This window comes from Streptomyces sp. NPDC026522 (assembly GCF_055567555.1).
The window spans coordinates 379050-392999 of record NZ_JBVHQF010000005.1 but is presented as its reverse complement, the minus strand read 5'-3'; the positions used below and the strand labels follow the sequence as shown (position 1 = coordinate 392999).

Sequence of the window (13950 nt, the reverse complement as noted above, 5' to 3'; positions counted from 1 at the left end):
TCACCGAACGCACGTCCTGGGGCCCCGGGGCGGGGTAGTTGCTGCACCATGCAACAAGACCCCGCCCCGGGCCGCTCCCCCTCGATGCCGCGGCTCGCGCTGGCCTCGCTCGCCGGGACCGCCATCGAGTTCTACGACTTCTTCGTCTACGGAACGGCCGCCGCCCTCGTGCTCGGCCCGCTCTTCTTCCCGTCCTTCTCGCCCCTCGCCGGCACCCTCGCCGCCTTCGGCACCTTCGGCATCGGCTTCCTCGCCCGTCCGCTCGGTTCTGCGGTCTTCGGCCACATCGGCGACCGCTACGGGCGCCGGCCGGTGCTGCTCGGCTCGCTCCTGCTCACCGGCCTGGCCACGGTGGCGGTCGGCTGCGTTCCCTCCTACGCCGCCATCGGCACGGCCGCGCCCGTCCTGCTCCTCCTGCTGCGCTTCCTCCAGGGGCTCGGGCTGGGCGGCGAATGGGGCGGCGCGGTCCTGCTGACCGCCGAGCACGCCCCCGAGGGCCGGCGCGGGCTGTGGTCGAGCTTCCCGCAGATGGGGCCGCCGGTGGGCTTCGTACTGGCCAACGGGACGATCCTGGTGCTGTCGGCCGCCCTGACGGAGGGCCAGTTCACCGCCTGGGGCTGGCGCGTGCCGTTCTGGGCCGCCGGCCTGCTGGCGCTGGCCGGGCTGTGGCTGCGCCGCTCGGTGGCGGAGACCCCGGAGTTCCGGGCGCTCGCGCGGACGGGGCGGCGCTCGGAGGCGCCGCTCGCCGACGTGGTCCGCGGCCACTGGCGGCTGCTCCTGCTGACCGGCGGGGCCCTCGCGTCGGGTTACGCCGTCTTCTACGCGACCACCACCTGGTCCCTGGCGTACGCGACGAAGCACCTGGGGGTGGACCGCACGGTGATGCTGGCCTGCATCATGACGGCCGTCGTGCTCAAGGGCGCGCTGACCCCGCTGCTGGCGGTGCTGGGCGACCGCTACGGCCGCAAGCCGTTGTGCCTGGCCGGCTGCGCGATCTGCGCGGTGTGGATGCCGCCCTTCGTCGCGCTGCTGTGCACCACCGATCCGCTGCTGATGACCCTGGGCTTCCTGGGCGCCCTGCTGGGCATGGTGACCACCTTCGCGGTGGTGGGGGCCTACCTGCCCGAGCTGTACGCCCCGCGCATCCGGTGCACCGGGGCGGCCGTCGGCTACAACCTGGGCGGCGTGCTGGGCGGGGCCCTGACCCCGATCGTGGCGACGGCGCTGGCGGACGGCGGCGCCGGTCCGCCGTGGGGGGTGGCCGGGTACCTGAGCGGTATGGCCCTGCTCAGCCTGGGCTGCTTCGCGCTGCTGCCGGAGACGAACCCCGCGGTCGCGGGGCCCGGCGCGGGTGCGGAGCAGGGGGCGGCCGAAGCGGCCGCCCCCGTATAGCCGTCGGGATCAGGCGTCGACGCTCTCCGGGCGGGCGGCCTCCTCGGCGGCCGCCCGCTTCCTGGAAGCGATCAGGCTGGTGACGGTAGTGATGACCAGGACCCCGCAGATGACGCCGAGGGAGACCGGGATGGAGATCTGCGGGACGTGCACGCCGGCCTCGTGCAGCGCGTGCAGCACGAGCTTGACGCCGATGAAGCCGAGGATGACGGACAGGCCGTAGCTGAGGTGGACCAGCTTCTTGAGCAGGCCGCCGATGAGGAAGTACAGCTGGCGCAGCCCCATCAGGGCGAAGGCGTTGGCGGTGAAGACGATGTACGGGTCCTGGGTGAGGCCGAAGATCGCGGGGATCGAATCCAGGGCGAACAGCACGTCGGTGGTACCGATGGCGAGCATGACGATCATCAGGGGGGTCAGGACGCGCTTGCCGTTGCTGCGGATGAAGAGCTTGGTGCCGTGGTACCGGTCGGCGACGCCGAACTTCTTCTCGACGGACCTGAGGAGCCGGTTCTCCTCGAACTCTTCCTCGTCCTCGTCCTTCCGCGCCTCCTGGATCAGCTTCCAGGCGGTGTAGATCAGGAAGGCGCCGAAGATGAAGAAGACCCACGAGAAGCTCGCGATGATCGCGGCACCGGCTGCGATGAAGACGGCGCGGAGCACCAGGGCGATCAGTACGCCGACCAGCAGGACGCGCTGCTGGAGGTGGGACGGTACGGCGAACTTCGCCATGATCAGGACGAAGACGAAGAGGTTGTCCACGCTCAGCGACTTCTCGGTGACGAAGCCCGCGAAGAATTCCTGCGAGGCCTGGGCGTTGCCGAAGATCAGCAGGCCGAGGCCGAAGAGCACGGCGAGGACGATCCAGACGACCGTCCAGACGCCGGCTTCCTTGACCGATACGTCATGGGGTTTGCGGCCGATGAGGAAATCGGCGCCGATGAGGATGCCCAGACCCACGATGGTCAGCACCCAGAGGGTCAACGAAACGTCCATGTCTACACGCCTCCGGCGGATGGCTCAGCACTGCGTCAGCGTCATCGCTGCCGGAGGTCTCTTCCACCCGGGCGGCCTGGAGGCCGGGGGCCGGCGCCCCGGGACCGACGCGGTTCGTATGACCGAGTGGGGTCCGTATTGACGGGCACGCCGTAGCAGGAAAGCAGGAATACTCCCCTCCGCGCTTCCGAGAGTAGCCGCCGAAGGGGGTGAAGGTAAAGGGGAGCCCAAGAAAAGGTCAGGGACGGGTCACCCGGAGGTCATGGACAGGCCGCGTCAGGGCAGGCCGGGGCCTCATGGCCGGGCCTCGCGGCGCGCCTGCCCGATCCGCTCCAGCGCCCGGTCGAGGACCCCGCTGTGCTGCGGCGGCAGGTCCGGTTCGAAGGTCCAGGCGTGGTGCACCCACGGGTCGGCGAGGTGGTGGTCCGGTACGGGTGACAGGCGCATCAGCGCCCGCCACAGGGGGTCCAGCAGCGGCCCGTACGCCGAGGCCTCGTCCCGGTCGGCCACCATCAGCAGCTGCACGCCGACCGCCGGTCCCTCGTCGGCCAGGTACCGCAGCCGGGTGACGGCGCGGTCGTCGAAGCCGTGCGGGAAGTCGTGCACGATCAGCAGCTGGTCGGCCGGATCCACGTCCGGGGGCAGCTCCTCGGGCGCACCGGCGCGCAGCGCCATCTGTACGAGGTCCACCCGCCGGGTCAGCCGCTCCAGGGTCGCGGTGACGCCCCCGGCGCCCGCGGCGGGCGGCGCGGCCAGCACGCCGGACCGGACGAGGGGGGCGAGCGCGGCGGAACCGGCCCCGGCCGCGTCGATGACGTGGACGGAGATCCGGCCGCCGGGGTGGACGGCGAGCAGCCGCACGGCGTGCGCAACGGCCATGTCCATGGCGAGGCGGCGCAGCCGGTCGGTGTCCATGGTCATGGCGGCCTCGGAGCCGGTGCGGCCGTTGTCGATCCACAGGCCGCGCTCCAGCGGGAGCCGCATCAGCATCGGCACGCGCAGGCCGGGCGCCTCGGGCAGGCTCAGGTCGCCGAGGCGCAGCGCGAGCGGGCTTTCGCGGGGCAGACCCGCGCCGTGCCAGACGGGGTTGTCCCAGCGGGCGTACGCGGCCGGCAGCGCGGGTTCGACCACCTCGGCTTCGGCGCGCAGCTGGGCGAGGTCCCGGTCGAGCACGGCCTGCGCCCGGGCGACGAGTTCGTCACGGCGGGCGCGGGCGGCGTCGCGCGCCGCGTTGCCGGGGCCGGCGAGGCGGGCGCGCGGGTCGGACAGGGCCTCGTCGAGTTCCCGGTCGAGCCGGGAGTCGGCGAAGTCGACGGCGCCGCGGTAGGCGGCCACCGTACGGGCCAGGTCCTCGAACATGCCCCAGACCTGGTTGTAGAGCCGCTCCTCCATGGACCAGCCGCTCGCGTCCCCGGCGACGGGGGGCGGCGGCGTCCCGGGCGCGGCGGGCGCCTCGGGGGCGGGCGCCGGCTCGGGCGGCTCGGTGGTCCGGCGGCGCCGGGGGTGGGCGTAGTCGATGGCCGCCGGCCCGGCGGCGGCACCCCGGCTCGCGCCGGGCGGGCCCTCGCCGGGCAGGCCGCGCGGCACGGCGGGGGCGGCCGTCGGCAGGGCCGCGGCGTGCGTGATGCCCTCCCCCAGCGCCGCCGTGGCCAGCGCGGCGGCGGCCGGGCCGGCCAGCCCGGCGTCGGCGAGCAGGGCGCCGAGCCCTTCGGCGTACCCCTGGCCGACGGCGCGGACCTTCCAGGCGTCCTGCCTGCGGTACAGCTCCAGGGCCACCACGGCGGTCTCGGAGTCCAGCCCGGTCATCGTGTAGGCGGCGACCTCGGCGCCGCCGGGGCCGGCCACCGCCACGTGCGGCGCCGGGACCGCGCCGAAGCGCACCGGTCCGCCGGGCGGCAGCGCGAGCACCACGCGGACGCGGTGGACGGCCGCCCCGACGGCGTCGAGGTCCAGGGAGAACCGGTGCCGGCCGGCGGCCGCCGCCGGCACCTCCAGCAGCCCGGGCAGGGACCGGTGACCGGGGTGCGCCAGCGCTTCGGGACCGGGCAGCCGGCCCTCGTCGTCACCGGCCGAGACCAGGGCCAGTACGGGCGTACCCGCCTCTACCCTGATCTCCACCTGACGCTGGGACAGGGGGTGGTTCTGCCCCCGGACCAACTCGGCCGTCATCGTGCAGCCCTCCCCCGTGCCCGCTGTGCTGTTGGCCGTCCGCGCCGTCGGCGCCGTTCGTCAGTTCCTTACAGGTGCGGCAGGATCGCCGGCATCAGGTCCTGGAAGGTCCGGCCGTTCGCCGGGGTCCCCAGGGCCGTCATCTGCCAGCCCGCGCCGACGCGCGACACCTTCGCCATGATCTGCGCGGTGTACGCGCCGCCGCCGTCGAGGGTGTAGCGGGCCAGTTCCTGGCCGTTGGTCTCGTCGACGATGCGGCAGAAGGCGTTCTGGACCTCCTGGAAGGTCTGCCCGGTGAAGGAGTTCACCGTGAAGACGATCTGGTCGATGTGCACCGGCACGCGCTGGAGGTCGACCAGGATCGCCTCGTCGTCCCCGCCCTGCCCGACCCCGCCGACGAGGTTGTCACCGGTGTGCCGGACGGAGCCGTCGTCGCTCTGCAGGTGCCGGAAGAACACCACGTCAACCGGCTGCTTGTCGGCGAAGAGCACCGCCGACGCGTCCAGGTCGATCTCGCGGGTCCGCGAGCCGAACAGCCCGCGGCGCTTCGCCGCCTGCCAGCCGAGGCCCATCCGGACCGCGGTCAGCGTGCCCCCGTCCTGCTTCTGCAGACTGATGGCCTGACCCTTGGTCATGTTGACCGTCACGTGCTGTCCCCTCTCCTCTACCCGCCCCAATGTGGGCCCGCGGCAAGTACCCGCGGCCGCCCGTGGCCCACCCTACTGACCTGCCCCGGGTCAGGCGAGGCCCGCTTCCCTCATCTGGCGAAGCTCCTTCTTGAGCTCGCCGACCTCGTCCCGGATCCGGGCCGCGACCTCGAACTGGAGCTCGGCCGCCGCCGCCCGCATCCGCTGCGTCATCTCCTCGATGATCCCGGCCAGTTCCGCGGCCGGACGGTCGGTCAGCACCTCCGCCGCCTTGGCCCCCTTGGCGCCCTTGGCCGCCTTGGCCCCCTTGCCGCCGGCGCCGCCTGCCGCGGCCGCGCCCAGGGCCGGGACCGGGGTCTTCGCCCCCTTGCCGTCCCGCGCCTGGCGGTAGCCGGTCCCGAGCAGCTGCTCGGTGTCGAGCTCCTCGCGGGCGATGGTGGCGACGATGTCGTTGATCTTCTTGCGCAGCGGCTGCGGGTCGATGCCGTTGGCCGTGTTGTAGGCGATCTGCTTCTCGCGGCGCCGGTTCGTCTCGTCGATGGCCTTCTCCATCGCCGGGGTCATCTTGTCCGCGTACATGTGCACCTGGCCGGAGACGTTGCGCGCCGCGCGGCCGATGGTCTGGATCAGGGACGTCCCGGAGCGCAGGAAGCCCTCCTTGTCGGCGTCGAGGATCGCCACCAGGGACACCTCGGGCAGGTCGAGGCCCTCGCGCAGCAGGTTGATGCCGACCAGCACGTCGTACTCGCCGGCGCGCAGCTCGCGCAGCAGCTCGATGCGGCGCAGCGTGTCGACGTCGCTGTGCAGGTAGCGGACCTGGATGCCGAGCTCCAGGAAGTAGTCGGTCAGGTCCTCGGCCATCTTCTTGGTGAGGGTGGTGACCAGGACGCGTTCGTCCTTCTCCGTCCGCTGGCGGATCTCGTGCACCAGGTCGTCGATCTGGCCCTCGGTCGGCTTGACCACCACTTCGGGGTCGACGAGGCCGGTGGGGCGGATGATCTGCTCGACGAAACCGTCACCGCGGGAGAGCTCGTACTTGCCGGGCGTGGCCGACAGGTACACCGTCTGGCCGATCCGCTCCTGGAACTCTTCCCACTTGAGCGGCCTGTTGTCCAGCGCCGACGGCAGCCGGAAGCCGTGGTCGACCAGGGTCCGCTTGCGCGAGGCGTCCCCCTCGTACATCGCGCCGATCTGCGGCACGGTGACGTGGGACTCGTCGATGACGAGGAGGAAGTCCTCGGGGAAGTAGTCGATGAGGGTGTTGGGGGCGGAGCCGGGCGCGCGGTCGTCCATGTGGAGGGAGTAGTTCTCGATCCCCGAGCAGGACCCGATCTGGCGCATCATCTCCAGGTCGTAGGTGGTGCGCATGCGCAGCCGCTGCGCCTCCAGCAGCTTGCCCTGCTTCTCCAGCTCGGCGAGGCGCCCGGTCAGCTCCGCCTCGATGCCGGCGATCGCCTTCTCCATGCGCTCGGGGCCGGCGACGTAGTGGCTGGCGGGGAAGACGTACAGCTCGCGGTCCTCGCTGATGACCTCGCCGGTCAGCGGGTGCAGCGTGGAGAGCGCCTCGATCTCGTCGCCGAACATTTCGATGCGGACGGCCAGTTCCTCGTAGACCGGGAAGATCTCGATGGTGTCGCCGCGCACCCGGAAGGTGCCGCGGGTGAAGGCCAGGTCGTTGCGCGTGTACTGGATGTCCACGAAGCGGCGCAGCAGCTGGTCCCGGTCGATCTCCTCGCCGACCTTGAGGGCGACCATCCGGTCGACGTACTCCTGCGGGGTGCCGAGGCCGTAGATGCAGGACACGGACGCGACGACGATGACGTCGCGCCGGGTCAGCAGCGAGTTGGTCGCGGAGTGCCGCAGCCGCTCCACCTCCTCGTTGATCGAGGAGTCCTTCTCGATGTAGGTGTCCGACTGCGGTACGTACGCCTCGGGCTGGTAGTAGTCGTAGTAGGAGACGAAGTACTCGACGGCGTTGTTCGGCAGCAGCTCGCGGAACTCGTTCGCCAGCTGCGCGGCGAGGGTCTTGTTCGGGGCCATCACCAGGGTGGGGCGCTGGAGCCGCTCGATCATCCAGGCGGTGGTCGCCGACTTGCCGGTGCCGGTCGCACCCAGGAGTACGACGTCCTTCTCACCCGCACGGATGCGCTTCTCCAGCTCGGCGATGGCCGTCGGCTGGTCGCCGCTGGGCTGGTAGGGGCTGACGACCTCGAAAGGCGCCACCGTGCGTTCGATCTTCGATACGGGCCGCATGACTCCACCGTACGACCCTCCACTGACACTCACGCACTCGCGCCGGTCCGGGCGGCCCGGGCCGGGGCGCCCCGGCCGTTCGCGGTACCCGTCCGGTCCGCACGGGCCTGGTCCGTTTGTCGTAGTTCGGTGGCGGCCCGGTGATCTTCACCTCCATGATCGCCATACAGCGGATCTCCATGGGGCAGATCTCCGTGAAGGGCATCGCCGTCAACCGCACCGCCGTGAAGTGCACCGCCGCAACGTCTGCCGCTTCGCGCCTGTTTGAGGCAGGGGCAGGGGCTCACGACCCGAGGAGAACGCATGTACGTCGTCCGACCCGCCGCCGCAGCCGCAGCCGCCTTCCTGGGCCTGACCCTCACCGTGCTCGGCACGACGGTCTCGTCCGCCGCGGCCGGCCCCGCGGGCCGCCCCGCCGCGGGCACCGGCCCGCTCGGCCCGTCCGCCCCCGTCGTGTACGCCCACCGGGGGGCTTCGGCGTACGCCCCGGAGAACACCCTGACGTCGATCGACCTCGCCATGCGGCTGGGCATCACCTGGGTCGAGAACGACGTCCAGCGCACCAAGGACGGCGAGCTCGTGGTGATCCACGACGACAGCCTGGCCCGCACCACCAATGTCGAGCAGGTCTTCCCCGGTCGCAAGCCGTGGCTCGTCAAGGACTTCACGGCGGCGGAGATCTCCCGGCTGGACGCGGGCAGCTGGTTCAGCGAGGAGTACGCGGGCGCCCGCGTACCGACCCTGCGGGACTACATGAACCGGGTCCAGCGCAACCGGCAGCGGCTGCTGCTGGAGATCAAGAAGCCGGAGCTCTACCCCGGGATCGAGCGGCAGACCCTCGACCTGCTGGAGCGGCTCGGCTGGCTCGACGAGGCGCACGTCGGCCGCCGGCTGGTGGTGCAGAGCTTCAGTGCGGACTCCATCCGGACCGTGCACGGCCTGCGGCCGGACATCGTGACGGCCTTCCTGGGCACTCCGAAGGTCGCCGACCTGCCGCGTTACGCCGCCTTCACCGACCGGATCAACCCGTGGCACACGACGATCTCGGCCGACTGGGTCGAGGCGGTGCACCGCCTCCGGGGCGCCCACGGCAGGACGATGGAGGTGGACACCTGGATCGTGGACGACGCGGCGACGGCCCGCAAGGTCCACGGCATGGGCGTGGACGGGATCATCACCAACGCGCCCGACGTGGTGCGGGACGCGGTGGGCTGGTTCTGATCCCGGCGCCCTCGTCCCCGAACGGCCCCGGGCTGTCGGTGGGGCGCCGTACGGTGGACGGGTGGACAGCTCCGAGCGGCCCCGCGGGCCGCATCTCGAATGGACCGTCGTGGCCGGCGGCGTCGGCCCCCTGCTCCTTGCCGCGACGCCGGAGGGCCTGGTCCGGGTCGGGTTCCATGCCGGGCCGGACCGGATCGACCGGATGATCGGCTCGCTGGTCTCCCGGCTCGGCGCGGACGCCTGGCGGCCGGATCCGGGGCGGGAGGTGCTGCTCGCCGAGCCGGTCCGGCAGGTGCGGGCGTACTTCGCCGGGTCGCTGCGGCGCTTCGAGCTTCCGCTGGACTGGCGGCTCAGCTCCGGCTTCAACCGCCAGGTGCTGCTGGAGCTCGACCGCTCGGTGCCCTACGGCCAGGTCGTCGGGTACGGGGAGCTGGCCGCCCGGGTCGGGCAGCCGGGCGCGGCCCAGGCCGTGGGCAACGCCATGGGTGCCAATCCGCTGCCGGTGGTGGTCGCCTGCCACCGGGTGGTGGAGAACGACGGCGGCATCGGGGGCTTCGGGGGCGGGGTGGAGGCCAAGCGGATCCTGCTCGCGCTGGAGGGCGTGCTGCCCGAGCCGCTGTTCTGAGGGGCCGCTCCCGCGGGTGCCCCCGGCCCCTCCCCCACTTGGGGGGTGCTTGCCGGTTCCGTCCGCCGGTAAGGGGTGGGAAACTGCGGCGGTGACTACTTCTGCCGCCGCACGCGGTGTCCTCACCCCCCGCGCACCCGCCCCGCTGCCCGGACGGGGGTGCCGGGCGTGACGGCGTCCGTCGGCACGGAGCGCACCGGCGCGCCGGTCACGGCCGCGGATCTCCCCCGGCTGCGCCGGCGGGTCACCGGGGTGCTGATCGCCAGTCAGATGCTGGGCGGCCTGGGCGTGCCCATCAGCATCGCCCTGGCCCCGGTCCTGGCCACCGAGGTCAGCGGCACGGAGTCGCTGTCCGGCTTCGCCTCCACCGCCTCCGTGATCGGCACCGCCCTGGTCTCGCTGCCGCTCGCCGCCTTCATGACGGCGCGGGGACGGCGGCCCGGGCTGGTCCTGGCCTACGGGATCGGCGCCGGCGGCGCGCTCCTCGTGGTGCTGGCCGCATCGGTCAAGAGCTTCCCGCTGCTGATGCTGGGCATGGCCTGCTTCGGCGCCGCCTCCTCGGCCAACCTCCAGGCCCGCTTCGCCGCCGCGGACCTCGCGGCCCCGGACCGCCGCGCGCGGGCGATCTCCGTGGTCGTCTGGGCCTCCACGATCGGGGCGGTCGCCGGGCCGAACCTCTCCGCCCCGGCCAGCGCGGCCTTCGCCGGCACCTCCATACCCCGGACGGCGGGCCCCTTCCTGTGGGCCGCCGTCGTCTTCGTCCTCACCGGCACCCTGCTCGCCGTCTTCCTGCGGCCCGACCCGCTGCTGACGGCGCGTGCGCTGGCGGCACCCGCGGCGCGGCCGGCGGCCGGCCGCTCGCTGCGCGCCGGGTTCGCCGCCGTCAAGGCCTCACCGCGGGCCCGTCTCGCGCTGCTCACCGTCGCGGTGTCCCACACCACCATGGTGTCGATCATGGTGATGACCCCGATGGACCTCGGCCACCACGGCGCCGGGCTGAAACTGGTGGGTCTGGTCATCAGCGGCCACATCGCCGGCATGTTCGCCTTCTCCCCGCTCATGGGGTGGCTCGCCGACCGGCTCGGCCGGCTGTCCGTCATCGGGCTCGGGGCGGGGCTGCTGTCGCTCGCCGCGCTGCTCGCGGGTACGGCGGGCGACCGCCACGGCCAGAGCGCGCTCGGCCTGTTCCTGCTCGGGCTCGGCTGGTCCGCCGGAATGGTGGCCGGCTCGGCGCTGCTGACCGACTCGGTGCCGCAGGGCGCCCGGGCCGCCGTACAGGGCCTGAGCGACCTGACGATGAACACCGCCGCGGGGGTGGGCGGCGCCGCGGCCGGTCTGGTCATGTCCCAGGCGGGCTACGGCTGGCTCAACGCGGTCGGCGCCGCGCTGCTGCTGCCGATGGCGGCGCTCGCCCTGTTCACCGCCCGCCGCCACCCCGGGCCCGGGCCGGCGGGGGCGCGGGCGGACGCGTAACCGGCGCTGCTCAGCAGTTGATGTGGTAGGCCTTGCGCAGCGTCTCGTGGACGGTCCAGGTCGTCCTGTCGCCCGCGCGGAGCACGCAGGCGGAGCCGGGTCCCACCTCCAGGGTGGCCCCGCCCTCGATCTCGATGGTGGCGCGGCCGCTGACGACCACGAACAGCTCGTCGGCCTCGGTGTCGGTGACCACGCCGGGGGTGATCTGCCAGATCCCGCGGATCTGCGAGCCGTCCTCGGCCTCCCACAGCACCTTTCCGGTCACGACCGGTTCGCCGGAGACGATCTGGGCCGGGTCCAGCTCCTCCGCCTCCAGTTCGGCGTCCGGGACGTCGGGCAGGGAGACGGCGAAGGAGGCGGGGCGTCCGCCGGGGTCACTGGTGCTCATGGGGCGCAAGCGTAAGGCCGGTGCCGCGGCCCGCGGGGTGGCCAGAGCGTCCAGCGCGGGCGCGGGGAACGCGTCAACCTGTCCAGGGGCGGGTACGGGCGCGGCGCCCCGCGTTTGGCGGCGGCGATCCCGTGCCATGGATGGGGACATGTCACAGCACAGAGCAGCCGCATCCCCGTCCGGAGTTCCGGTCCTGTCCGATGAGGTGCGCGAGGCGCTCGCCGCGGGGCGGCCGGTCGTCGCGCTGGAGTCGACGATCATCGCCCACGGCCTGCCCCGCCCCCGGAACCTGGCGGTCGGCCTGGAGCTGGAATCGCTGGTCCGCGCGGAGGGCGCGGTCCCGGCGACGGTCGCGGTCCTGGACGGAGTGGCGTACGCCGGCCTCGACAAGGCCGCGCTGGAGCGGATCGCGAGCGGCGACGGCGTGCGCAAGCTCGGCCACCGGGACCTGGCGCCGGCCCTGGCGACGGGTGCGACCGGGGCGACGACGGTGTCCGCGACGGCCTTCCTGGCCGCGCGGGCGGGGCTGCGGGTCTTCGCCACGGGCGGGCTGGGCGGCGTACACCGGGACTGGACCCGGAGCCAGGACGAGTCGGCGGACCTGGCGCTGCTGGCGCGCACCCGGCTGACCGTGGTGTGCGCGGGGGTGAAGTCGATCCTGGACGTGCCGGCCACCCTGGAGCGGCTGGAGACCCTGGGGGTGGGGGTGATCGGCTACGGGACGGACCGTTTCCCCGGCTTCTACCTGGCCAGTTCCGGCGAGCCGGTGGACTGGACGGTGCACCGCCCGGAGGAGGTGGCCGAGGTGATGGCCGCCCAGGACGCCCTCGGCGGGCCGGAGTCCGCGCTGCTGGTGGTCAATCCGGTGGCGCAGGATGAGCAGTTGGATCCGGAACTCCACGACCGGGTGCTGGCCGAGGCCCTCGCGGAATGCCGGGAGCGGGGGCTCACGGGGCAGGCGGTGACCCCGTTCCTGCTGGGGTTCCTGGTACGGGCGACCGGCGGGGCCGCGCTGGAGGCGAACCTGGCGGCGGTACGGGGCAACGTGCGGCTCGGCGCCCGGATCGCGCGGGCCTGGGCGGCGCGGGCATGACCGGGGCGCGGTTAGAAGGGGGCCCGGCCGGGGCGTTGTTGGTCGTGGGAGACGTGGTGACGGACGTGGTCGCGGTGCATCCGGAACCGCTGGCCCCGGCCACCGACACGGCGGCCCGGATCCGCACCCTGCCCGGCGGCGCCGGTGCCAACGCGGCCTGCTGGGCGGCCCGTACGGGCGTCGCCGAGGTACGCCTCCTCGCGCGGGTCGGCGCGGAATCGGCGCGCTGGCACGAACGGGCCCTGGTCGACGCCGGGGTGCGGCCGAAGCTGGTGATCGACCGCGAGGAGCCCACGGGGACGGTGGTCGCGCTCGTCGGCAAGGACGCGGAGCGCACGTTCCTGACCGACAGCGGGGCTTCGCTGCGGCTGTCCCCCGCCGACTGGGCGCCCGCCCTGCTGGACGGCGCGGCGCACCTGCACCTGTCGGGCTACCTGTTCTTCGCCGACTCCAGCCGGGACCTGGCCCTGGTCGCGCTGCGGGCGGCCCGCGCCCGGGGGGTGCCGGTGAGCGTGGACCCGGCCTCGGCGGGGTTCCTGGCCGCGCTGGGCCCGGAGCGCTTCCTGGCCGCCGTGGCGGGGGCGGCCGTACTGCTGCCCAACGAGGACGAGGCCGGACTGCTGGCCGGACTGCCGGAGCCGGCCGGGGTGGCGCGCGCGGCGGCCGAGCTGAGCCGGCGGATACCGCTGGTAGTGGTCACCCGGGGGGCGGCGGGGGCGCTGGTCGCCGAGGGGGGCCGGATCACCGCCGAGGTCGCGGCGGAGGCCGCCGAGGCGGTGGACTCCACGGGTGCCGGAGACGCCTTCACGGGTGGTTTCCTCGCGGCCCGGCTCACGGGCGCCGGCCCGGCCGAAGCGGCCCGCGCGGGCTGCCGCGCCGCCGCCCGGGCCGTGACCCGGCTGGGCGGCCGGCCGTAGCGCTCAGACCGTGTACTCCTCCTGTCCGAGGGTCTCGACGGCGCCCGACTTGCCCACCTTGTAGTGGAACACCAGGCCCTTGTCCGGGTGGGCGATCAGCCACTCGCTCAGCTCGTGCACGGTGATCGGCTTGCTCACCGGGCTCGCGACGACCGGGGTCACGGCCGTGATCTTGGCGTCATCGGCGACCGGGAGGAAGGTCTCCTCGCCGACCGTCTCGAAGTGGGCGGCGCCGCCCGGCCCGGGGCAGCCCCAGTGGCCGTGCTTGACGATCAGGTTGTGGGAGCCGCCTTCGGGGGTGTAGCGGTAGACGGCGACCTCGTCCGGCGAGACCGGCGCCTTCGAGGCGCAACCGGGCGCGGGCGCCGACGGGCCGGGCTTGCCGGGGGCGGTGGCGGACGCGGCCGGGGTCGCCTTCGCGGCCGGCTTCGCGGGTGGGGGCGGCGCGCCGCCGGCCGGGGCCGTGGGCGGGGCGGGGGTTGCGCTCGGGGTGCCGCCGGGCGTCGAGCCGGCGGCTCCCGTGTCCGGGTCACCGGTGCAGCCCGTCAGGGCCAGGGTCGCGCACAGGGCCAGTGCGGTCAGTGCCGCTGCCTTCGGGCCTCTGTTCATTGCCGTCTCCCTCCGCCAAGGCGCCGCGGGACGGCTGCCGTTGAAGCGTCCCCGGCAACGTAGCCCGCGGGTATCGGCCATCGCGACGGCCTGATCCGGTTCGTCACCGGGCGGGGATCGGGCTGTTGCGGACCGGGGACGTCCGTGACGGTGCGGCAGGCTGGGGGCGG

At 73.6% G+C, this 13950-nt stretch carries 12 protein-coding genes; 6 read left to right on the top strand and 6 right to left on the bottom strand.

What is annotated here, in order from left to right:
- Positions 1-84: 84 nt before the first annotated feature.
- Positions 85-1392: an MFS transporter gene (locus tag ACZ4M3_RS15840; protein ID WP_467733123.1), complete on the top strand. Its 1308-nt coding sequence runs from the start codon at positions 85-87 to the stop codon at positions 1390-1392.
- Between the two features lie 9 nt (positions 1393-1401).
- On the opposite strand, the gene ACZ4M3_RS15835 is transcribed toward ACZ4M3_RS15840, so the two are convergent.
- The 4 genes from ACZ4M3_RS15835 to uvrB all read right to left on the bottom strand — a co-directional run bounded on the left by ACZ4M3_RS15835 (position 1402) and on the right by uvrB (position 7454).
- A complete protein-coding gene (locus ACZ4M3_RS15835; protein ID WP_467732862.1) occupies positions 1402-2385 on the bottom strand; it encodes a TerC family protein in 984 nt (327 codons plus the stop codon).
- Positions 2386-2679: 294 nt separating this feature from the next.
- The gene (locus ACZ4M3_RS15830; RefSeq protein WP_467732860.1) at positions 2680-4554 is read right to left on the bottom strand and encodes a TerD family protein; all 1875 of its coding nucleotides are present in this window, start codon (positions 4552-4554) and stop codon (positions 2680-2682) included.
- A 68-nt stretch (positions 4555-4622) separates the two neighbouring features.
- Positions 4623-5201, bottom strand: a complete 579-nt coding sequence (locus tag ACZ4M3_RS15825; protein ID WP_136217164.1) for a TerD family protein — start codon at positions 5199-5201, stop codon at positions 4623-4625.
- Between the two features lie 90 nt (positions 5202-5291).
- Positions 5292-7454, bottom strand: a complete 2163-nt coding sequence (gene uvrB, locus ACZ4M3_RS15820) for an excinuclease ABC subunit UvrB (RefSeq protein ID WP_467732858.1) — start codon at positions 7452-7454, stop codon at positions 5292-5294.
- Between the two features lie 303 nt (positions 7455-7757).
- Between uvrB and ACZ4M3_RS15815 the strand changes: the two genes are divergently transcribed.
- The 3 genes from ACZ4M3_RS15815 (at position 7758) to ACZ4M3_RS15805 (ending at position 10773) form a co-directional block, all read left to right on the top strand.
- Complete coding sequence (locus tag ACZ4M3_RS15815) at positions 7758-8675, top strand: glycerophosphodiester phosphodiesterase (RefSeq protein ID WP_467732856.1); 918 nt, start codon at positions 7758-7760, stop codon at positions 8673-8675.
- Between the two features lie 61 nt (positions 8676-8736).
- Positions 8737-9300 carry a methylated-DNA--[protein]-cysteine S-methyltransferase gene (locus tag ACZ4M3_RS15810; RefSeq protein WP_467732854.1) on the top strand — a complete coding sequence of 188 codons (564 nt, stop codon included), beginning with the start codon at positions 8737-8739 and terminating at the stop codon, positions 9298-9300.
- Between the two features lie 159 nt (positions 9301-9459).
- The gene (locus ACZ4M3_RS15805; protein WP_467732852.1) at positions 9460-10773 is read left to right on the top strand and encodes an MFS transporter; all 1314 of its coding nucleotides are present in this window, start codon (positions 9460-9462) and stop codon (positions 10771-10773) included.
- Between the two features lie 10 nt (positions 10774-10783).
- Here the strand turns inward: ACZ4M3_RS15805 and ACZ4M3_RS15800 are convergent, their stop codons facing one another.
- Positions 10784-11161 carry a cupin domain-containing protein gene (locus ACZ4M3_RS15800; RefSeq protein ID WP_467732850.1) on the bottom strand — a complete coding sequence of 126 codons (378 nt, stop codon included), beginning with the start codon at positions 11159-11161 and terminating at the stop codon, positions 10784-10786.
- Between the two features lie 148 nt (positions 11162-11309).
- Between ACZ4M3_RS15800 and ACZ4M3_RS15795 the strand changes: the two genes are divergently transcribed.
- Together ACZ4M3_RS15795 and ACZ4M3_RS15790 are read left to right on the top strand one after the other, a co-directional pair.
- Positions 11310-12254, top strand: a complete 945-nt coding sequence (locus ACZ4M3_RS15795) for a pseudouridine-5'-phosphate glycosidase (RefSeq protein WP_467732848.1) — start codon at positions 11310-11312, stop codon at positions 12252-12254.
- Positions 12251-13171 (top strand): carbohydrate kinase family protein, encoded by a 921-nt coding sequence (locus ACZ4M3_RS15790; protein ID WP_467732846.1) that lies wholly within the window; start codon positions 12251-12253, stop codon positions 13169-13171. The genes ACZ4M3_RS15795 and ACZ4M3_RS15790 overlap by 4 nt, the downstream gene beginning before the upstream one ends.
- Positions 13172-13174: 3 nt before the next feature.
- On the opposite strand, the gene ACZ4M3_RS15785 is transcribed toward ACZ4M3_RS15790, so the two are convergent.
- Entirely contained in the window at positions 13175-13780 is a 606-nt protein-coding gene (locus ACZ4M3_RS15785) for a hypothetical protein (RefSeq protein ID WP_467732844.1), read from the bottom strand.
- Between the last annotated feature and the right edge of the window lie 170 nt (positions 13781-13950).